The sequence below is a fragment of the Roseateles sp. genome (assembly GCF_036486225.1).
Lineage (GTDB): Bacteria > Pseudomonadota > Gammaproteobacteria > Burkholderiales > Burkholderiaceae_C > Roseateles.
On record NZ_DASVNZ010000107.1, the window covers coordinates 1 to 19295 of the forward strand.

A 19295-nucleotide genomic window follows, 5' to 3' on the forward strand; every position below is an offset into this window, starting at 1 on the left:
GGACGCGCTGCTCGCGCGCATCGTGCCCAGGCCGGAGGCGGTCGACATCACCGCCGCCGACGGCCGCACGCCGCTGAACGCGCTGTACTTCGCGCCGCTGGACGGCAAGACCGGACCGCACCCGGTGATCACGATGGCCTATGGCGGCCCCGGCACCTCGACCACCAATTGGAACTGGAGCCGCGACACCGCGCTGATCGCCTACTGGCAGCGGCAAGGCTACGGCGTGTTCACGCTGGACACGCGCGGCATGCAGAACCGCGACCGCGAGTTCACGCGCGCGCATCGCCTGGCCTTCGGCGCGGTCGATGTGAACGACCTGTTCGCCGCGGTCCGTCAACTGCCAAAGCAGGTGGCGGGCGTGGATCCGAAGCGCATCGGTTTCTTCGGCTGGTCCTATGGCGGCTTCCTGGCGGAGCGCGCGATGCTGGATGCCGACACGCCGCTGGCGTCCGCGGTGGCGGTCGCGCCGCCGACGGACTGGACGCTCTACGACACGGCCTACACCGAGCGCTACCTGGGCATGCCGCAGGACGGCAAGGGCGGACAGACCGATGCGTACCGCCAGGCCAACCTGGTGATGCGCGCGAAGCTGCTGGGCAAGCCGCTGCTGATCGTGCACGGCACGGCCGACGACAACGTGCTGTTCGAGCACACGCTGCGCCTGACCGAGGCGCTGCAGAACGAGGCGCGGCCCTTCGAGCTGATGATCTACCCGGGCAAGGCGCACGGCATCGCGGGGCGCAGCGCGAAGCTGCACCTGTACCGGACGATCGACGCCTTCTTCGCGAAGACGCTGGCGCGCTGAGCGCCGGCCTCACGAGACAGGAGCGGAGCGATGGCGCTGGTGTATTCGACGAACGGCGGGCGTGTGTGCCCGGACTGCCGGCAGGCGCAGGCCGACTGCCGCTGCAAGGCGCAGGCGGCGAACGCCGTGCTGGGCGACGGCAAGGTGCGGGTGCGCCGCGAGACGGCGGGCCGCAAGGGCAAGGGCGTGACGGTGGTGCTCGGGCTGCCGATGACGGTGGCGGAGCTGACCGAGACGGCCAAGAAGCTCAAGGCCGCCTGCGGCAGCGGCGGCACCGTCAAGGACGGCACGATCGAGATCCAGGGCGATCACCTGGACAAGGTGATGGCCTGGCTGACGACGGCGGGGTTCGCGCCGAAGAAGGCGGGGGGCTGAGGCGCCGGCGCCGACTTGGACCCGGCTTCAAGCGCGCAACGTGAGGGTGTGCCAGCGCGTTCCCGTGGCGGTCAGCACCGCATCGCTCACCGTGTGCGCGGCGAGCGAGAACCCCAGGGGCGCCAGCAGCGCCGCCACCCGCGCCGGCGCGTGATTGGCGAAGCGACGGCCGTCGAGGTCGCGGCCCTGCGCCAGCGCGCCGTCGAGTTGCTCCGGCAGCGCCAGCAGCATCACCGTCCCCGCCGCGGCCTGCGACCCATCGCCTGAACGCCGCAGCGTGGCGGCCAATGCGGACAGCGCGCCCGGCAGGTCGTCCTCGCCGACATGCATCAACACGGCGCTGCAGACGACCCCATCGAATCCGCCCGGCACCACGTCGACGAACGGCTGATCCAGGCCGGGCAGGGCGCCGTCGCGCAGACGACCCGCCAGTTGCGGGAATTGCACGAGGGCCCGCTCGCGCATCTCCGCGCTCGGTTCGACGCCGTAAGCCTCCAGTCCCGCTGCGAGCATGCCGGCGACGTCGCGCCCCGCGCCCGCGCCGACATCGAGCACGCGGCTGGCGCGCGGCAGCGTGGCCTCGATGACGGGCAGCATCGCGCTGCGCGGCGATTCGGGCTGCGTGGCGAGGCGACCGGCGTAGCGCCGGTAGAAGTCGTCGGTGCGAGGGTCCATGGCATCCATGGTTTCCATGATGCCGCAGCGCCGCTGGGACCGGCCGGTCCACCTCGGGCGAATACCGTCACGCGAGTGAGGGGTCCGGTTGCATCCAGTGACGCGAGTTGCGACGTTTGCACGTGCGGTCCCGGAGGCGGCGTCCTAATGTTGCGTCGTCCGGCCCCACCTCCCCGTGGGCCGCGGAGACCGTCCATGAGTCCTTCCCAGTTCGGCGCGCTCCAGCGCGAGACAGGCTTGCACGGCAGCCTCGGCCATGCCTACGGGCATAGCCAGGACCGCTACCTCCTGCGGTTCGAGTCGCTCTTCCATTCAGGCCGCGGCCTGTCCTTCCCCTGCGACGAGCGGGGCCAGGTCATGCTCGACGAACTCAGCGAGCAGGCCCGCGAGAACTACCTCTTCGCCCGCGCCGTCGTCGGTCACGAGTACGCGACGCCGGTGATCCAGCGCTGCGACGCGTAGTTCCCGGTTGCGATCTCAGCGCGACCTCAGCGCGCCGCCAGCTGCGCCGCGTCGTACTGCCCCAGCACCCACTGAAGTCCCGCCAGGTGCTGCTGGTCATGGCTGCACAGGTAGTGGATCAGCGACTTGAAGGTCAACGGGCCGTAGCCCTCGAAACGCGCCCGGCGCGCCAGCTGCTCCGGCGTGATTGCCGCCAGCAGCGTCAGCGTCTCCTGGCGGGCCGCGGCGAAAGCGGCCAGCGCGGTCGCCGCATCGTCCTCGCCGTACTTGCGCTCGCGCGCCAGGGCCTCGGTGTCCAGCGACGCCAGCAGCGGATCGTCCTCGGCCAACGTGCGCCGGATGCGCTGCTGATACCCGTCGATCTCGATGTCCCGCACATGGCAGACCTGCTCGATCGCGGTCAGCGGCTCGCTCGGCACGCCTTCCCACGATGACGGCGCCCAATGCCGGGCTTCGACCGGAAAGAGCGCGAAGTGCGCGGCGAGTTGCGCGGGGAAGGCCGCCAACGCGTCCAGCGTGACGGCGTCGATGGCGGAGCCGGAAGAACCGGAACAGGGCTGGGACGGAGAGGTTGTGGCGGCGGCTGTCATGTCGTCGATGGTAGGGCGTCGGTTGCGGGACAATCACGCGTTTTCCGATTCCCCACGCACGATCCTGTCATGAGCGACACCATCCGCCCCGAACTGCCCGACCACCTGTCCATCGACCCGCGCAGCCCGCATCACGTCGCCGCCGTGTTCGAGCACGACATCGGCATCCTCTTCAACGGCAAGGAACGCAAGGACGTCGAGGAGTACTGCGTCTCCGAAGGCTGGATCCGCGTCCCCGCCGGCAAGACGTTGGACCGCAAGGGCCAGCCGATGATGATCAAGCTCAAGGGCAAGGTCGAAGCGTTCTACAAGTGACGCTCAGCTCCTCGGCCAGCTGATCGCCACCCACAGGCCGCCGCCCTCGCGGTGGCCCATCGCGATGCGGCCGCCGTGTGCCTCGGCGATCTCGCGCGCCAGCGCCAGGCCCAGGCCGCTGCCGCCTCGCTTGGTCGAATAGAACGGCATCAGCGCCTGCGACAGCTGCGCCTCGGTCATGCCCGGGCCGCGGTCGCCGACCTCGATGCGCCAGTCCTCGCGCGCCACCCCGCCGATACCCACGCTCAGGCTCACGTCCTCCGGCGCACTGCCGGATTCATGCGCGTTCTTCAGCAGGTTGATCAGCGCCTGCTCCATCTGCGCGGCGTCGAAACGCCCCGGCGCCGCGGGCAGCTCGCCCGTCAGTGCGAAGGGGTAGTGCGCGCCCAGCGATTCGACGAAGGGGCGCCACTCGACCGGCGCCAGCACCGGCGCGGGCAGCTTGGCGAAGCTCGCGTAGCCCGCCAGGAACTGGTGCAGGTGCTTCGCGCGATCGCCGATGCTGGCGAAGACGCCAGGCACGCGCTCGTGCATGCCGCGTCGCGACAACTCCGCGCCGCTGTGCGCCAGCGACGAGATCGGCGCCAGCGAGTTGTTCAGCTCATGGCTGATCACGCGGATCACGCGCTTCCAGCTCGCCACCTCCTGCCGCGACAGCTCCTTCGTCATGCGGCGCAGCAGCCGCAACCGGTGCGGCTGGCCCTGCAGCCGGAAGTCGCGCATCGACAGGTGATAGCGCTCCTCCTGCCCGTCCTGCATGACGCTGAAGAGACCGTCCTGCGCGCCCGCGAAGGCCAGGCGCAGGTCTTCCGGGGCGTCGGCCAACAGCTCCTCGAGGCCGCGTCCGGCCAGGCTGCGGCCCTGGTCCATCAGCTGCCGCGCGGCGATGTTGGCGTAGGCGATGCGCTCGTTGGCGTCGGTCAGCAGCAGGGCCACCGGCGTGTTCTGCACCACCGTGTCCAGCAGCAGCTCGCGTTGCGCGAGGTGGCGGCGCTGTTCCCGCAGCGCCAGGCCCAGCTCGCTATGCAGCCGCGTCAGCGTCGACAGCTCCGACAGCCCCCCGGGCGGATCCGCGGCGATGCCGCTGCCGAACTCGCCGTCGCGGTAGCTGAGCACCGTGCTCTCCAGCGCGCGCAGCAGCCGCGTCAGCGGCATGAGCAGCAGGCTGGCCAGGCCCCAGACGATGGGCAGCATGAGCAGGAAGGTCAGTCCGACCGCGGCGGCGCTCCAGGTGCCAGGCGGCTCGTGGCCCATGGACCGGAGCACCTGCGGCAGCGGCCACAGCGTCAGGGTCAGGTGGATCAGGACGGCCGCGACGGCCGCGGCGATCAGGCACAGCGCCAGCCGCATGTGCAGCGAGCGGTGCCAGCCCGCGCGCCGGGACGCCGGGCGCCGCCGCGGCGACGCGTCGTTCATCCGACGTCCAACCCGTAGCGCTCCATGCGGCGATACAGCGCCTGGCGCGAGAGGCCCAGCGACTGCGCCGCGCGGCTGATCACGCCCGAGGCCGATTCCAGCGCGGCGACCACGGCCTCGCGGCTGGGCTCGTCCAGGTTGCGCGAGGCCAGCGCCGACGTGAGCAGCGATGCGGCGGGCAGCGCCAGGTCCTGCTCGCCGATCACGCGGTCGGGCGCCAGCAGCGCGGCGCGCTCGATGGCGTTCTTCAGCTCCCGGACATTGCCCGGCCACGGGTGCGCCAGCAGCGCCTCGCGCGCGCCATCGCCGAGCGTCGCGCGGCCGGCGAGGAAGTGCTCCGCCAGCGGCAGGATGTCGGCCACGCGCTCGGCCAGTCCGGGCAGCGCGACCTCGATCACGTTGAGCCGGTAGTACAGGTCCTCGCGGAAGGTGCCGGCGCGCACCATCGCGCGCAGGTCCGAATTGGTCGCGGAGATCACCCGCACCGTCGTCTGCCGCGAGCGGCTGGAGCCCAGGCGCTCGAAGCGCCCCGTCTCCAGCACGCGCAGCAGCTTCACCTGGCCGGCCAGCGGCAGGTTGCCGATCTCGTCGAGGAAGAGCGTGCCGCCGTCGGCGGTCTCGAAACGACCTTCCCGCGCCCGCGCCGCGCCGGTGAAGGCGCCGCTCTCGGCGCCGAAGAGCTCGGCCTCGATGAGCTCGCCCGGCAGCGCGCCGCAGTTGATCGCGACGAAGGGGCCGTCGGCCACCGCCGAGTTGGCATGCACGATTGCCGCGACGCGTTCCTTGCCGCTGCCGTTGGGGCCGGTGACCAGCACCGGCGCGGCAGAGCGCGCCACCTGGCACGCCAGTTCCAGGCAGCGCAGCAGCGCCGCGGATTCGAAGACCAGGCCGTCGAGCCGGTAACGCAGCCGCAGCTCGTTGCGGCGCTGGCGTTGCTCGTTGCGGGTCTCACGCAGCGCGCGGCCGTTCTCGGCCAGCTCCAGCAGGTTCTCGACCGTCGCCAGCAGCTTGGTGTCGTCCCAGGGTTTGGCCAGGTAGTCCGCCGCGCCGGCCTTCACCAGCGCCACCGCCTGTTCCAGCTGCGTCCAGGCGGTCAGCAGGATGATGGGCAGGTCGGGGTGGCGTTCGCGCAGCTGCTGGAAGAGCGCGCGGCCTTCTTCGCCGGAGGTGGTGTCGGCGCTGAAGTTCATGTCCTGGATCACCAGGTCGACGCGGCGCTGCGCCAGCAGCGCCAGGCCCTCGGCCGGCGAGGCCGCGTACAGCGGATCGATGTCGTGCAGCGAGAGCAGCAGCGACAGCGCCTCGCCGACACCGGCATGGTCATCGATGATCAGGACGGTTCTCATTGGAGGCGCAGCATAGCAATGGGAACGACGGGAACGATGGGAACGATGGAAGGAGGGGCGCCGTCGGCGCCCCGTGAGCCATCAACCGCCGCGCAACGCGGCCACCGGCGGCAGCGCCGCGGCGCGGCGCGCCGGCGCGAACACCGCGATCTGGCCCAGCGCCCAGAGCACCAGCGCCCCCAGCGGCAGGTAGACGAAGGGCAGCCGCGGCAGCTCGTAGCTGCGCATCAGCAGCAGGCTGATGCCGTACGCGCCGATCATGCCCAGCACGATGCCGGCGGTGGACAGCAGCAGGTTCTCGGTCTGGAAGTAGCGCAGGATCTGCCCGCGCGTGGCGCCCAGCGCGCGCCGCGTGCCGATCATGCGCGTGCGCTGCTGCACCCAGAAGCTCGCCAGCCCGACGATGCCGAAGGCCGTCACCACCAGCAGCCCGACGCACACGCCGGCCAGCAGCTGGATCATGGAGCGGTCCTGGCGGTAGTAGTCGTTGCGCTGCTTGATGAAGGTCTCCTGCTCGCGGATCACGCGACGCAGGCCGGGGCTGTTGCCCAGCAGCTTCTCGCCGGCGGCCTTCAGCACGGCCTCGGGATTGGCGCCGGGCGCGACGCGGATCATGAAGGTGCCGCCGCGGAAGCTCGGCTGCACCGGCATCAGCATCGTGTGCAGCGCGTTCTCGTCCTGCGAGCCCGGGCTCGGCGAGGCCAGGCTCTCCACCACGCCGACGATGCGCTGGGGCTCGTTGCCGTAGACGTAGATCGCCTTGCCCAGCGCCGACTCGCCCGGGAACAGGCGTTCCGCCATGCGCTTGTTGATGATGGCCGCCGGCACGCGCGGGTCGGGGTTGCTGTCCAGTGTCGAGCCCAGCACGTACTCGTCGGGCTGGAAGTCGCGTCCCTCCACCAGGCGCAGGCCCATCGTCGCGATGAAGCCCGGGCCGGCCGTGTAGTGGCCGGCGACCACGCGGCTGGAGGTGTTGCGGTCCGCGCTCATGCGCACGCTGGAGTTGTTGGAGTTGCGGCCGAACGGGTACTGGTTGGTCAGGCTGGCCGACACCACGCCCGGCACCTGCCGCAGCGCCACGAGGTCGGCCTGCGTCTGCGGCTCGGGGTTCTCGACCCGGGCCATGCTTGAGAGGGAGAGCACCACCAGCGCGTCCTCGGCCATGCCGGTGGGGGCGTAGATGCGTTCGAAGCGCTGGGCGATCAGGAACAGGGCGTTGCAGACGATCGCGCAGGTCAGCGCGATCTGCAGCACGATGAGCCCGGCGGCGGTCTTGTGACGCTTGAGCGTCGAGAGGATGGGCAGGATGTCCATGGGGCGGTCTCCTTGACTCGTCGGTGGTGCGGCGGCGCGTCGATGCGGCAGTGCGTCGAGGCGGCGGCGCGTCAGTGCGTCATTGCGTCTTGAGCTGGATGGCCGGCGTGATCTGGCACGCGCGCCATGCGGGCAGCAGGCCGGCCAGCAGGCTGGCCGCCAGGGACACGCCCAGCGTGGTCGCCAGCATCTCCCAGTCCAGTTGCGCGAGCTGGGCATAGTCCGACGGGTTCTGTCGCACCACCCACAACCCGACCCAGGTCAGCGCCAGGCCCAGCAGGCCGCCGACCAGTCCGAGCGTGCCGGCCTCGACCAGGAACTGCAGGAAGATCTGCCGGCGCGGCGCGCCGAGCGCGCGGCGCACGCCGATCTCGCCGCTGCGGCGCAGGCACTTGGCCAGCAGCAGGCCGACGGTGTTGGTCAGGCAGACGACCAGGAAGCCGAAGGCCAGCCACACCTGCAGCCGGATGTCGCTGGGCACGACCTTGTTCAGGTTCAGCCAGTCCATCACCGCGCTCAGTTTCGGATTGGCCGGCCGCTCGAACCGGCCCGCCTCGCGCTGCTGGTTGGAGTACTGCGTCAGGTAGGTGCGGTAGTCCGCGACCTGCTGGGGCGTGTCCAGCTGGACCCAGTACTGCAGCCAGGCGCAGGGCGTGTTGAGCGCGCGCGGATCCTGGCCGTTGGTGTCGCCCCAGCAGCTCATGTTGCCGGCGCCGCCGAAACGCAGTCCGAGCGAGGTGGACAGCGGGATGTAGGCGTCGCCCGGCTTGGCATAGGCGCCCAGCGTCAGGTCGAAGAAATGCGGTGCGGGCCGCCAGGGCTTGAGCACGCCGACGACGGTGAAGTCCTTGTCGCGCAGCCGCAGCGTCTTGCCGCGGCTGTCGATGCCGCCGAAGAGCTTGTCGTTGAGCTCGCTCGAGATCACCGCGACGCGCGCCTCGGCCGTGTCGTCCGCGGCCGTCCAGCCGTTGCCGTACTTGAAGGGCGTCTCGAACATCGCGAAGAAGTCGGCGGACGTGTATCGCGCCCCGGTGAAGAACGGCGGTTGCGCCGCGTCGCCGGAGCCGGCGGGGTCGATCGCCACGAACGAGCCCGTCATCATCACCTGATGCACGCCGCGCTTCTCGCGCAGCAGCGACTCCGCGTCGAAGCGGGTCAGCTGCAGCACGGGCTCGTCGCCGGGCTTCCAGTCGCGCTTGGATTCGGCGTCGAGCTGCACGTTGAACAGGCGGCCGCTCTTGCTGGGGATCGGGTCGCCGGACATGACATGGAACACCGTCAGCGTCGTCATGCAGGCGGCCACGCCCATCGCGATCGACAGCAGCATCAGCGTGGTCAGGCCGCGGTGGCTGCGGAAGGCCCGCAGGGCGAGTTCGAGGTAGTAGGTCAGCATGGTGGGTCCTCTCTCAGCTCACGGCTTGGCGGGCACGGGATTCAGCAGCGTGTTCACTGATGCCAGTTCGGGTTCGCCGAGCGCGCCGGCCGCCTGCTGCAGCAGCAGCTTGGACAGCACGTAGCGGTGGCGCGCCTGTTCCCAGGCGTTGCGGGCGTTGCTCTGCGTCTGGATCGCCAGCAGCAGGTCGGTCATCGTGCGCAGGCCCAGGTCCAGGCCGCTGCGCGTGGAGGCCAGCGCCTTCTCCGCGGCCTGCACCGCGGCGCCGGCCGTGCGCATCTGGCTCAGCGCGGACAGCACGGCCTGGTACTGCGCCTGGGTCTCGCGCGTCATCGAGCGGCGCGCGCTTTCGAGATCGTCGCGCAGTTGCTCGCGCTGGTAGATCGCCTGGCGCTTCTGCGACTCGGTCGCGCCGCCGGCGAAGATCGGGATCGTCAGCTTCAGGCCGACCGTCGTCGTGTAGCGGCCCGAATCCTGCGGCGCGACAGCCGGGCCGGACAGCCGCTGGCCGTCTAGGCCGGCGCTCAGCGTCGGCAGGTGCGCGGCGCGCGCGGCGGCGACACGCTGGTCGCCGGCATTCACCGCCAGCGCGGCGGCCTGCAGCGACGGGTTGTCGCGCAGCGCCTGCGTCACCCAGGCCTCGGGGTCGGCCGGGTCGGGCATCAGCATCGCGAGGTCGGGCGCGAGCGGCTTGAGCTCGCCCGGCATGCGGCCGGTGATCTGCGCCAGCGCCTGGCGCGCGTCGAGGAGGTCCTCGCGCACCGAGGCGGTGTTGCCGCGGGCCAGCTCGTAATACGCGCGGCCTTGCTCGACGTCCAGCGACGCGGACAGCTGCGCATCGAAGCGCGACTGCGCCTGCGCGACCTGCTGGCCGTAGACGTCCTCGATCGCCTGCGCGGTCTGCAGCGTGGCCTGCGCGTTGAGCACGCCGAAGTAGGCGCGGGCGACGCGGGCGCAGAGGTCGGCCTCGGCGGCGCGCACGCGGGCGTCCTCGGCGCTGACCAGCGTCTTGGCCGCATCCCAGCTGCGCAGCCGGCTCAGGTCGACGAGGACCTGGTTCAGGCTGTGCGTCAGCTGGTGCTGGCGGCCGTCGTCGCGGGTGTGCGATTCGCTCAGCTGCGCGGTCCACTGCGGCAGCAGCTGCGCGCGGGCCTGGACGGCGATTTCCTGCTGCTCGCCGCGCACCGCGCGCGCGCCGGCCAGCAGCGGGTCGGCGGCGCGGGCCTGCGCGTAGATCTCGAGCAGATCCTCGGCGGCGGCCGGCAGGCAGCAGCCTGCGCAGAGCACGGCCACGGCGATCGCCGGCAGCCGCACCATCGTCGACAGCACGGAGCGCGCCGGACGAGAGGGCCGGACCGAGCGTCCCGGCTCCGCCGCGCGTCTCGAAGGGAAGGGCAGTCTCATGGTCGGGCGCAGGCTCAGGCCGAGGTGGGGGTGAGGGGCTTGGCGGCGCGCAGCAGCTCGGGGTCCATGTGGAGCTCGGCGGCGATGTCGACGACCTGGCCGTCGATCACGTGCACGTTGCGCTGCGCGCGCGCGGCGAGCTGCGGATCGTGGGTGACCATGACGATGGTGGCGCCGTCGCGGTGCAGTTCCTCCAGCAGGTCCATCACGCTGCGCGCCATCGCGCTGTCGAGGTTGCCGGTCGGTTCGTCGGCGAGCAGCAGGCGCGGCGAGCCTGCGAGCGCGCGGGCGATGGCCACGCGCTGCTGCTGGCCGCCGGAGAGCTCGGCAGGGTAGTGGCGCTCGCGCGCCGACAGCCCCACGCGGGCCAGCGCGTCGCGGGCGCGCTGCTGGCGCTCGGCGGTCTTCATGCCGCGGTAGCGCAGCGGGACCTCGATGTTGTCCAGCACGTTGAGGTCGGGGATCAGGTTGAAGGCCTGGAAGATGAAGCCGATCTTCTCGTTGCGCATGCGCGAACGCTGCGTGTCGTCCATGCCGCTGACGTCCACGCCGTCGAGCTGGTAACGGCCGCCGGTGAAGGCCTCGAGCAGGCCGGCGATGGTCAGGAAGGTCGTCTTGCCCGAACCCGACGGCCCGGTCACCGCGACGAACTCGCCTTCGCGCACGTCCAGGTTGAACTCGCGCAGGGCGTAGGTCTCGATCATTTCGGTGCGGTAGACCTTGGAGAGCGATTGCATCTTCAGCATGAGGTTCCTCGCGGGCGTTGAATGGGTGGAAATCGTTGATGGAAGGCGGTGGTGCGGGCGGCGGCTGGCGGTGGGCTCAAGCGGTCGGCGTCACGGGCTCAGCGTGACGCGCTCGGCGCCGTCGAAGGCCTGCGTGCCGGAGACGATGACCTGCTCGCCGGGTTTCAGGCCTTCCAGGATCTCGACCTTGGACAGGCTCTGCGCGCCCAGGCGGATGGGGCGCTTGACCGCCTGGCCGTCCTGCACGACGTAGACGAAGCGGCCGCCGCCGTCCTCGACGAAGCTGCCGCGCGCGACGGTCAGCACCTTGTCGCGGCGGTCCAGCAGCACGCGCACCGACAGGCGCTGGTTCTGCCGCAGTTGATCCGGCGTGGCGCCGTCGAAGCGCAGGCGGGCGGCGACCTCGTTGTTGACGACTTCCGGCGACACCGTGCTGACCAGGCCCTTCCACTGCCGGCCGTTGCCGGAGATCTCGCCGGGCATGCCGATGGCGAGGTCGCGGGCGAAGCTCTCGGGCACCTGCATCTGCACTTCCAGCGCGCTCAGGTCGACGACGGTGAGCAGGCCCACGCCGGCCGCGACGTTGGCGCGCTCGGCCACCAGCAGCTGACCGACCTGGCCGTCCACCGGCGAATGCAGGTCGAGTTCCGCGACCTGGCGCTCCAGGTCCTTCACCAGCAGCTGCTGGCGTTGCAACGCCTGCTGCTTGGACTGGAGCTCGAACTTCAGGCTGTCGTCCTTGAGGCCCAGACCGGCCTGCGCGTGCGCGGCGGTGATGCGGGCCTTCTCCATCGCGTCGCGGGCCTTCTCGACCTGCATGCCGGCGACGGCGCCGGCCTCGAAGGCCTTGGTCTGGCGGTCGAGGTCGTTGCGCGCGGTCTGCAGGTCGATGGCGGCGTTCTCGTACGCGGAGCGCAGGGCGGCGCGCTGTTCGCGGCCGTCGACCTCGGCGCGCAGGGCCTCGGTGCGGAGCGCGTCGGCGTTGCTCTGCTCCTGCGCGAGCTTGGCGCGCAGGTCGGGGCTGTCGATGACGCCGAGCAGCTGGTTCCTGGCGACCTTGTCGCCGGCCTTGACCTTGAGCACCAGGTTGCCGCCGTGCAGCGCGTAGACGGTGGGGCTCATCGCGGCGACGACCTTGCCCTCGCCGGCGACGTCGCGCACCAGCGGGCCGATCTCGACGGGGGCGACCGACAGGCGCTGCAGGCTGACCGAGTTGCCGCTGCCCAGCATCCGCTGCACGGCGGGCGCGGCGGCGAACGCGGCGATCAGCAGGCCCGCGCCGGCCAGCGCCAGCCAGAGGCGGCGGCGTCCCTGGGGGCGGGCGAGGGGAACGTCTTGTCCGGAGGTGTCGCGAATCATGAGGTGTCCGAGTGCGGCGTCGTGTGAGAACTGCCGCACTTGTTCGCAAGCCCCGTGCCAGGCTGCGTTTCCTCAGATTTCCTTTTCAGATCAACGACTTGTGGTCATCGATGTCCGCCCGCCGAGTGTCCGCGGACACTTGGACGGACACTCGGACGGACAGTGTCCGGAACCGCCTTATTTCGCGAAGCTGTCCCGCAGCCCGGTGATCTTGTTGAACACCGGCGCTCCCGCGCGGTGGTCGACGCGATCGGCGACGAAGTAGCCGTGGCGTTCGAACTGGACCTTGGTGTCGGGTGCGACGTCCTTCAGCGACGGCTCCAGATAACCGGTTGTCACGCGCTTGGACGCCGGGTTCAGCAGCTCCAGGAAGTCGCGGTCGCCGGCATCGGGCTGGGCTTCGGTGAACAGGCGGTCGTACAGGCGCAGCTCGGTGGCGACGCCTTCATGCACGCCGACCCAGGTGATGACGCCCTTGACCTTGACCGCGTCCGCGCCGGGCGTGCCGCTCTTGGTGTCCGGGACCAGCTTGGCCAGCACGGCGGTGATGGTGCCGTCGGCATCCTTTTCGCAGCCGGTGCACTCGATGATGTAGCCGTACTTCAGGCGCGCCTTGTTGCCGGGGAACAGGCGGTGGTAGCCCTTGGAGGGCACTTCCATGAAGTCCTCGCGCTCGATCCACAGCTCGGGGCCGAGGCTGAACGCGCGCGTGCCGAGCTCCGGCACATGCGGATGGGCCGGCGCGGAGCAGGGCTCGCGGTGCTCGGCCGAGCCGAAGATCTCCGCGTAGTTCTCGAGCTTGAGCTTGACCGGATCCAGCACCGCCATCGCACGGGCGGCCTGGCCCTCGAGGTCGGCGCGCAGGTAGCCGTCCAGCACCGAGTACTCGATCCAGGCGTTGGTCTTGGACGCGCCGGTGCTCTCGACCATCGCGCGGATGGATTCGGGCGTGTAGCCGCGGCGACGCATGCCGACCAGCGTGGGCATGCGCGGATCGTCCCAGCCGTCGACGTGGCCCTCGTCGACCAGCTGGCGCAGCTTGCGCTTGCTGGTGACGACGTAGGTCAGGTTCAGGCGGCCGAATTCGTACTGGTGCGGCAGCGGGCGGGCGAGCAGGCCGCCTTCGGCCAGGTGCTCGACCAGCCAGTCGTAGAACGGGCGCTGGTCCTCGAACTCCAGGGTGCAGACGCTGTGGGTGATGCACTCCAGCGCGTCCTCGATCGGATGCGCGTAGGTGTACATCGGGTAGATGCACCACTGGTCGCCGGTGTTGTGGTGCGTCGCGCGGCGGATGCGGTACAGCGCCGGATCGCGCAGGTTGATGTTGGGCGACGCCATGTCGATCTTGGCGCGCAGCACCATCGATCCGTCCGGGTGCTTGCCGTCGCGCATCTCGCGCAGGCGGGTCAGGTGGTGTTCCGGCGGCAGGTCGCGGAAGGGGCTGTTCCTGCCCGGCGTGCCGAAGTCGCCGCGATTGGCGCGCATGTCCTCGGCGGACTGCTCGTCGACGTAGGCCAGGCCTTGCGACACCAGGTACTCGGCGCCGCGGTACATCAGGTCGAAGTAGTTGCTGGCGTAGAACAGGTGGGAGGTCTCATGACCGTTCGCGTCGGCGGCGTCCCAGCGCCAGCCCAGCCACGCGACCATCTCCTTGATCGCGTCGACGTATTCCTGCTCTTCCTTCTCCGGGTTGGTGTCGTCGAAACGCAGGTGGCAGATGCCGCCGTAGTCGCGCGCCAGGCCGAAGTTCAGGCAGATCGCCTTGGCGTGGCCGATGTGCAGGTAGCCGTTGGGTTCGGGTGGGAAGCGGGTGCGGATCTTCGCCGGGTCCAGCGGGCCGGCGGCGTGGTGCGCCGCGTCGCCCGGGCTGCCGCCGAAGTGGCGCGCCGGCTGGAAGCCCTGTTCCAAATCGCGCTCGATGATCGCGCGCAGGAAGTTGCTGGGCTTGACGGCGGCGTCCGTCTTGTCGGGCGCGTGCGCGCCGGCGGTCTTGTCAGGGCTGGACATCGATGGGTGAAGTCTCGAAGAGAGGTCGAGGATTCTACGTGGGCCTGGGATCGTCGCCCTCTGGCGGGGACGTTCGGCGGATGTCGCCCATCGCGGGGCCCGGCAATGTATTGCTAGCTCTTTTGAAGCAGGGGCTTGCCCGGATGGGCCGGAAGTGCGCGGGGCGTCGGGAACATCGGAGCCATGGATGCGAATCGGCGACTCTAGAAGACTCTCGGGTTCACCTGACAACCAACGAAAACGCCGATGCGACATCCCGAATCCGCCGTCCCGCCCGCTCCAGTGCCAGCAGTGTCCGCAGCACGTGACGTGCCCAAGCGCCGCCTTGCCGATGAAAGCGACGATCTGGTCCTCGCCCAGGCCCCGCACGACGAGGCCCAAGCCGAGGCCGAGGTGCCGCCCATGGTCGACTCGCAGGTCACCGTCGTGACGGATGACGGATCGCGAGACGAGGGTGACGACCCCGCAACGGTGATCGCGGCGAGTTCCGACGGCTCGACCGAGAAGTCCGTGGCCGCCATGGTGGTGTGGCTGGTGGGCGCGACCCTCACCGCCGGCTCGGCGGCCTTCCTGGCCGGAGGATCGGACCGCGGCGGCTTGCCGCCGCCCCGGCCGGAGCCGCAGCCGGAGCCCAGGCCTGAACCCTTGCCGAGACCGAAGCCGGAGCCGGAGCCAAGACCCGACCCCGTGCCGGACCCGAAGCCGGATCCGAAACCTGAACCCACGCCTGATCCGAAGCCCGAGCCCACGCCGGAGCCGAAGCCCGAGCCCGCACCGGAACCGAAGCCTGAGCCCACGCCGGAGCCGAAGCCTGAGCCCATGCCGGAGCCGAAGCCCGAGCCGCCACCGGAGCCGAAGCCCGAGCCCACGCCGGAGCCGGAGCCCGAGCCCACGCCGGAGCCGGAGCCGCAGCCCGATCCGAAACCGCCGCACGACGACGTCGCGCCTGCCGCGCCGACGGCGATCGTGAGGAGCGCCGGCCGAGACAACTACCCGATGGCGGGCGGCGTCGACTTCCACGCTGGAAACGTCGTCAACCGGGACACCTGGCTTCAACTGGGCCTGGAGGAGCGGGCGCATTGGACTTACAGCATCGACGGCGAAGACCATCTTCCCGGCCACGGGGACCGTCTGAACCTCGACGCGTTGAAGCGTGAAGGCCCTCACCAGGTCCGGATCCGGCAACAGGATGAAGCGGGCAACTGGAGTCGCGACACGGTGCTGGACCTGACGGTGGACAACACCGCGCCTGTCGTGAAGGCGACCTACTCTCCTGCGATCGGGACGTCCAAGGTCCAGACCTACGCCTTCCAGGCCGACGAGGATGCACAGATCCTGTTCGTTCCGGTCGGCACCGCGCATGGCGAGACTCCGCAGAGCTATCTGGCCGGATGGCACGGCCAGGGCATGCTGGAGAAGGGTGGCGAGACCGGGCACGAAATGTTCTGGCGGGCGCAGCCGGCGAACGCCATGTACGTGGTGCTGGCGGTCGACAAGGCGGGCAATGTCTCATTCGTCCCGATGAGCGGGCGCGACGGCGCAACAGGGCCTGCGCCGGCCGCGGTCGCGCTCGACGGGAGCGGGCAGCTCGTCGAGAACCGTGTTGCCACCGCGGCGCCGGATCCGTTCGACGGCCGCTCGATCGCGCGATCGACCCGGGATGCGGATCATCTTCAAGGCAGCGACAGGGCGGACATCTTCAGCTGGGGCGATCGTCCGACGGCGAGCGCGCCGCAAGTCGACTGGATCCACGGCTACAGCAAGGCGCAAGGGGACCTCGTCGACGTGCGCGGCGTACCGGCGGGCGCGGCGTCGACGGACGAACTCGGCAAGTACCTGCGCAAGGAGGTGCTGGCGGATGGCACGGTGTCGCTGTGGATCGACTACGACGGCAAGGGCGAGACTTTGCCGGGCAACTTCGATCAGCAGATCCTGGTGACGTCGCAGTCCGGCGCCGACATGCTGGTCAGGCTCGGGCAGAACGGCGCGCCGGTCGTGATCTGACGGCGCTCACATCGCCCGGAACAGGTGCCCGTACATGCGGCTCACCGCCAGCTTCTCCGGCCGGCGGCGCAGCCGCAGGGTGAGCTTGCCGGTGTCGTCGCGCTGGACGCGCTCGATCGCGTCCACGTGCACGATGTGCCCGCGGTGCACCTGCCAGAAGCGGTTCGCGTCGAGTTGCGGGAGCAGCTCGCGCAGCGAGATCCGGACCAGATACTCCTGGTCGGCGGTCATCACGCGGACGTACTTGTCCGCGGCCTCCAGGTAGACGACGTCGTCCACCGGCACCAGCACGATGGACTCGCCGACGCCGACCTGCAGATGCCGCAGCGGCGCCGACGCGCCGCCGACCGTCGCGGCGGTCGCGCCGGACGTGTCGCTTGCCGCGGATGCGCCAGTCGACGGCGTCGTCCCGACGCCGAGCAGGCCGCGCAGCTGCTCGATCGCCGATTCCAGCGCCGCCGGCGGCTGTTGCCGCTGCGCGAGCGCGGCCTTCAGCCGTGACACCGTCTGCGCGAGCCGCTCGCGCTGCACGGGCTTGAGCACGTAGTCCACTGCCGCGCGGTCGAAGGCCTGCAGCGCGAACTGGTCATAGGCGGTCACGAAGACCAGCAGCGGGAACGGCGAACCGCCGGCGGCCGCGGGGTCCCCGTCGGTGTCCCAGTCGTCGGCCAGTTGCGCCGCGGCCTCCAACCCCGTCATGCCGGGCATGCGGATGTCGAGGAAACAGACCTCCGGCCGGTGCCGCAGCGCCAGCGTCACGGCTTCCTCGCCGTGCGCGGCCATCGCGACGATTTCCAGTTCGGGCCAGAGCGCCTTCAGTTCCTGGCGCAGGTGCGCGGCCAGCAGTTCTTCGTCTTCGGCGATCAGGGCGGTGGGCATGGACACTCCTCCGAGGGTTTCGTATCGAATCAGCGCGTGGCGCAGGACAGGGGATCAGGTGTCGCCGCCGACGCCGGGACCGACGGGGGCGAAGGCATCGGCATGCGGATCCGCGCCCGCGTGCCGCCGCCCGCCGGGCGGGACAGGTCCAGGCGCGAGAGCTCCAGCCGCGCCTGGGGGCCGCAGGCCACGGCCAGACGGTCGCGGACCTGCACCGTGCCGAAGCCGCTTTCCGGTGACCGGGCCGCCTCGGCGTCGAAGCCCGCGCCGTCGTCCTCGACGTCCAGCCACAACTGACCCTCGGCCTCGGCCGCCCGCACCCGCAGCGTGCCGCCGCCGACATGCGGCTCCAGGCCGTGCTTGATGGCGTTCTCCACCAGCGGCTGCAGCAGCAGCGGCGGCACCGGCGCCTCGCGCAGGGCCTCGGGCAGGTCGAACTCGAAGCGCAGCCGGGATCCCATCCGGACCTGCATCAGCGCCAGGTAGTCGGCCAGCCGGGCGAACTCGTCCTTCAGCGGATGACGCTCGGCGCGGGAGGCCGACAGCGTCGCGCGCAGGAAGGCGATCAGGTGGTCCAGCATCGCCTGCGCCCGGTCCGCGTCCATGCCGATCAGCACCCGCAGGTTGGCCAGCGTGTTGAACAGCATGTGCGGCTCGAGCTGCGATTCGAGCAGTCGCAGCTGCGTCTCGGCAGCCTGGCGGCGCAGGGTCTCGGCGCGGGCTTCGGCGGCGGCGATGCGGTGGCGGGAGAGGAAGAACAAGGTCGCACCGAAGCCGGGGATCAGCGCGATCACCATCACGCTGAGCACGCGGCGCAAGGGGCTGGAGAGCAGGCTCTTCTCCTGCAGCCCCGTCACCATATTGCCGGCCTCGACACCCAGGCTGTAGCCGACGAGGGTGCCCAGCACCAGGCACAGCACCATCAGCGGCCAGCCCGGCCAGTCGAAGGGCTCGGCCGGTGCGCGGCCGACGCGGGCCAGCAGGCGCCAGCGGAGCCAGCCCAGCCCGTAGCGCAGCAGGTTGATGCTGGCGGCGCAGAACAGCGAGATGAAGAAGCAGTAGATCAGCGTCGGGCGCAGGGGCTGGTTGAAGATGGCCACCAGCGACAGGGAGACCACCACCGTCAGCGTCAGCACGATGAGCACGTGCCGGACGATCCAGCGCACGGGCGGGGAGAGGGACAGGGGGGTCATGGGGGAGGAGTGTCGGCGATCGGGGCGAAGGGGCAGTGGCTCTATCCGCGGCTCAGGCCGCGACCGTGTCGCAGGCCTGGGGGCGATGCGACAGGATGTTGGTCGCACGACCCAGGAAGGCGCCGCTGAACAGGCCGAAGGCGGCGCTGAAGGCCATGGCGTAGGTGGCGTTGTGGGCGTAGTCGGGATGCAGGGCCAGGTTCATGCCCGAGGCGAACTTGAGCACGAAGATGCCGAGCATCAGCATCATCGGCACCCAGCTGCCGGGGACGATGAAGCGGCGGCTGTCGGCGTCGTAGCGCACCTTGCCGGGCCAGCGCAGGGCGCGCAGGGTCAGGACGCCGGCGACGATGCCCAGCAGCCAGGCCAGGCCCGCCAGGCCGTCCAGTCCGAAGCTCTTCTCCACGCCCCAGGCGCCGAACACCAGCCACAGCGCCGGCAGCACGATCAGGCGCTTGGCGCGCATGGCGGTGGTGCTGGTCTGCTTGATGCCGAAGTACAGGATCACCACGAGGATCGCCCAGACGAAGCCGGGGATGTGGGACAGGATCTGAAGCGGGGTGGGGTGCATGGCGGGCTCCGGGGGCAGTGCGTTGTCGATGGGCTCGACTGTCGCCGTGCCCGCCCGGACCGGCCATGGGATTGCGACGGGGCGTCCGGTTCCGGCGCGAACGGTGGCCGGAAGGCGTGAAGTGCTTCAGTAGAAGTACGGCGAGCGCTTCGCCCACTCCGACTTCGGGTACAGCCGGTGCAGGGTCTGGAACATGGCCTTGGACTGGGCGCTGTTGTCCTTGTCCACGCAACCGCCCTTGGTCGACTGGATGCCGACGTACAGCAGCCAGGGCAGGTCGGCCGGACGGTCGGGGCGCCGGCTCTCGGCCAGCACCCACTTCGCATAGGCGCCCGTCGCGCTGCCGACCGTGCGCAGCGCGGCGCGCTCCCGGCCCACGGCGTCGAGGGCCGGCCAGCCAGGGCCGGCACCGGGCACCGGGTCCGGCTCAAGTTCGGC

18 protein-coding genes and 1 pseudogene are annotated in these 19295 nt (G+C 70.6%); 5 read left to right on the forward strand and 14 right to left on the reverse strand.

Annotation, left to right across the window (positions count from 1 at the left end; all coding sequences use genetic code 11):
* Together VF536_RS07675 and VF536_RS07680 are read left to right on the forward strand one after the other, a co-directional pair.
* On the forward strand, positions 1 to 808 hold an 808-nt coding region (locus VF536_RS07675), incomplete at its 5' end, for an alpha/beta hydrolase family protein (RefSeq protein ID WP_331614229.1).
* A gap of 30 nt (positions 809 to 838) precedes the next feature.
* Positions 839 to 1183: a translation initiation factor Sui1 gene (locus VF536_RS07680; RefSeq protein WP_331614230.1), complete on the forward strand. Its 345-nt coding sequence runs from the start codon at positions 839 to 841 to the stop codon at positions 1181 to 1183.
* 27 nt (positions 1184 to 1210) lie between these two features.
* Here VF536_RS07680 and VF536_RS07685 read toward each other — a convergent pair whose 3' ends face one another.
* Positions 1211 to 1858 carry a class I SAM-dependent methyltransferase gene (locus VF536_RS07685; RefSeq protein ID WP_331614231.1) on the reverse strand — a complete coding sequence of 216 codons (648 nt, stop codon included), beginning with the start codon at positions 1856 to 1858 and terminating at the stop codon, positions 1211 to 1213.
* A gap of 195 nt (positions 1859 to 2053) precedes the next feature.
* On the opposite strand from VF536_RS07685, the gene VF536_RS07690 reads away from it, so the two are divergent.
* Positions 2054 to 2320: a hypothetical protein gene (locus VF536_RS07690; RefSeq protein ID WP_331614232.1), complete on the forward strand. Its 267-nt coding sequence runs from the start codon at positions 2054 to 2056 to the stop codon at positions 2318 to 2320.
* 26 nt (positions 2321 to 2346) lie between these two features.
* On the opposite strand, the gene VF536_RS07695 is transcribed toward VF536_RS07690, so the two are convergent.
* Positions 2347 to 2910, reverse strand: coding sequence for a DinB family protein (locus VF536_RS07695; RefSeq protein WP_331614234.1), 564 nt, complete (start codon positions 2908 to 2910; stop codon positions 2347 to 2349).
* A gap of 69 nt (positions 2911 to 2979) precedes the next feature.
* Between VF536_RS07695 and VF536_RS07700 the strand changes: the two genes are divergently transcribed.
* Positions 2980 to 3225 (forward strand): DUF3297 family protein, encoded by a 246-nt coding sequence (locus VF536_RS07700; protein ID WP_331614235.1) that lies wholly within the window; start codon positions 2980 to 2982, stop codon positions 3223 to 3225.
* A gap of 3 nt (positions 3226 to 3228) precedes the next feature.
* Here the strand turns inward: VF536_RS07700 and VF536_RS07705 are convergent, their stop codons facing one another.
* The 8 genes from VF536_RS07705 to VF536_RS07740 all read right to left on the reverse strand — a co-directional run bounded on the left by VF536_RS07705 (position 3229) and on the right by VF536_RS07740 (position 14210).
* Positions 3229 to 4641, reverse strand: coding sequence for a sensor histidine kinase (locus VF536_RS07705; RefSeq protein WP_331614236.1), 1413 nt, complete (start codon positions 4639 to 4641; stop codon positions 3229 to 3231).
* Positions 4638 to 5987 carry a sigma-54 dependent transcriptional regulator gene (locus VF536_RS07710; RefSeq protein WP_331614237.1) on the reverse strand — a complete coding sequence of 450 codons (1350 nt, stop codon included), beginning with the start codon at positions 5985 to 5987 and terminating at the stop codon, positions 4638 to 4640. Before VF536_RS07710 ends, VF536_RS07705 begins: the two co-directional genes overlap by 4 nt.
* Before the next feature lie 81 nt (positions 5988 to 6068).
* Complete coding sequence (locus VF536_RS07715) at positions 6069 to 7301, reverse strand: ABC transporter permease (RefSeq protein WP_331614238.1); 1233 nt, start codon at positions 7299 to 7301, stop codon at positions 6069 to 6071.
* Between the two features lie 79 nt (positions 7302 to 7380).
* On the reverse strand, positions 7381 to 8694 hold the full coding sequence (locus tag VF536_RS07720; protein WP_331614239.1) for an ABC transporter permease: 1314 nt from the start codon (positions 8692 to 8694) through the stop codon (positions 7381 to 7383).
* Positions 8695 to 8712: 18 nt separating this feature from the next.
* Positions 8713 to 10098: a TolC family outer membrane protein gene (locus VF536_RS07725; protein ID WP_331614240.1), complete on the reverse strand. Its 1386-nt coding sequence runs from the start codon at positions 10096 to 10098 to the stop codon at positions 8713 to 8715.
* Between the two features lie 14 nt (positions 10099 to 10112).
* Positions 10113 to 10844 carry an ABC transporter ATP-binding protein gene (locus VF536_RS07730; RefSeq protein WP_331614241.1) on the reverse strand — a complete coding sequence of 244 codons (732 nt, stop codon included), beginning with the start codon at positions 10842 to 10844 and terminating at the stop codon, positions 10113 to 10115.
* A gap of 90 nt (positions 10845 to 10934) precedes the next feature.
* Positions 10935 to 12203 carry an efflux RND transporter periplasmic adaptor subunit gene (locus tag VF536_RS07735; protein WP_331614242.1) on the reverse strand — a complete coding sequence of 423 codons (1269 nt, stop codon included), beginning with the start codon at positions 12201 to 12203 and terminating at the stop codon, positions 10935 to 10937.
* 177 nt (positions 12204 to 12380) lie between these two features.
* Positions 12381 to 14210: a glutamine--tRNA ligase/YqeY domain fusion protein gene (locus tag VF536_RS07740; protein ID WP_331614243.1), complete on the reverse strand. Its 1830-nt coding sequence runs from the start codon at positions 14208 to 14210 to the stop codon at positions 12381 to 12383.
* Between the two features lie 291 nt (positions 14211 to 14501).
* Here VF536_RS07740 and VF536_RS07745 point away from each other — a divergent pair, with 291 nt between their 5' ends.
* On the forward strand, positions 14502 to 16214 hold the full coding sequence (locus VF536_RS07745; protein ID WP_331614244.1) for a hypothetical protein: 1713 nt from the start codon (positions 14502 to 14504) through the stop codon (positions 16212 to 16214).
* 6 nt (positions 16215 to 16220) lie between these two features.
* Here VF536_RS07745 and VF536_RS07750 read toward each other — a convergent pair whose 3' ends face one another.
* The 4 genes and pseudogenes from VF536_RS07750 to VF536_RS07765 form a co-directional block, all read right to left on the reverse strand.
* A complete protein-coding gene (locus VF536_RS07750; RefSeq protein ID WP_331614245.1) occupies positions 16221 to 17093 on the reverse strand; it encodes a LytTR family DNA-binding domain-containing protein in 873 nt (290 codons plus the stop codon).
* Positions 17094 to 17122: 29 nt separating this feature from the next.
* A complete protein-coding gene (locus VF536_RS07755) occupies positions 17123 to 18286 on the reverse strand; it encodes a sensor histidine kinase (protein WP_331614246.1) in 1164 nt (387 codons plus the stop codon).
* Between the two features lie 52 nt (positions 18287 to 18338).
* A complete protein-coding gene (locus VF536_RS07760) occupies positions 18339 to 18857 on the reverse strand; it encodes a DUF6622 family protein (protein WP_331614247.1) in 519 nt (172 codons plus the stop codon).
* A 126-nt stretch (positions 18858 to 18983) separates the two neighbouring features.
* A pseudogene (locus VF536_RS07765) lies at positions 18984 to 19295 on the reverse strand (hypothetical protein); the annotation flags it as partial.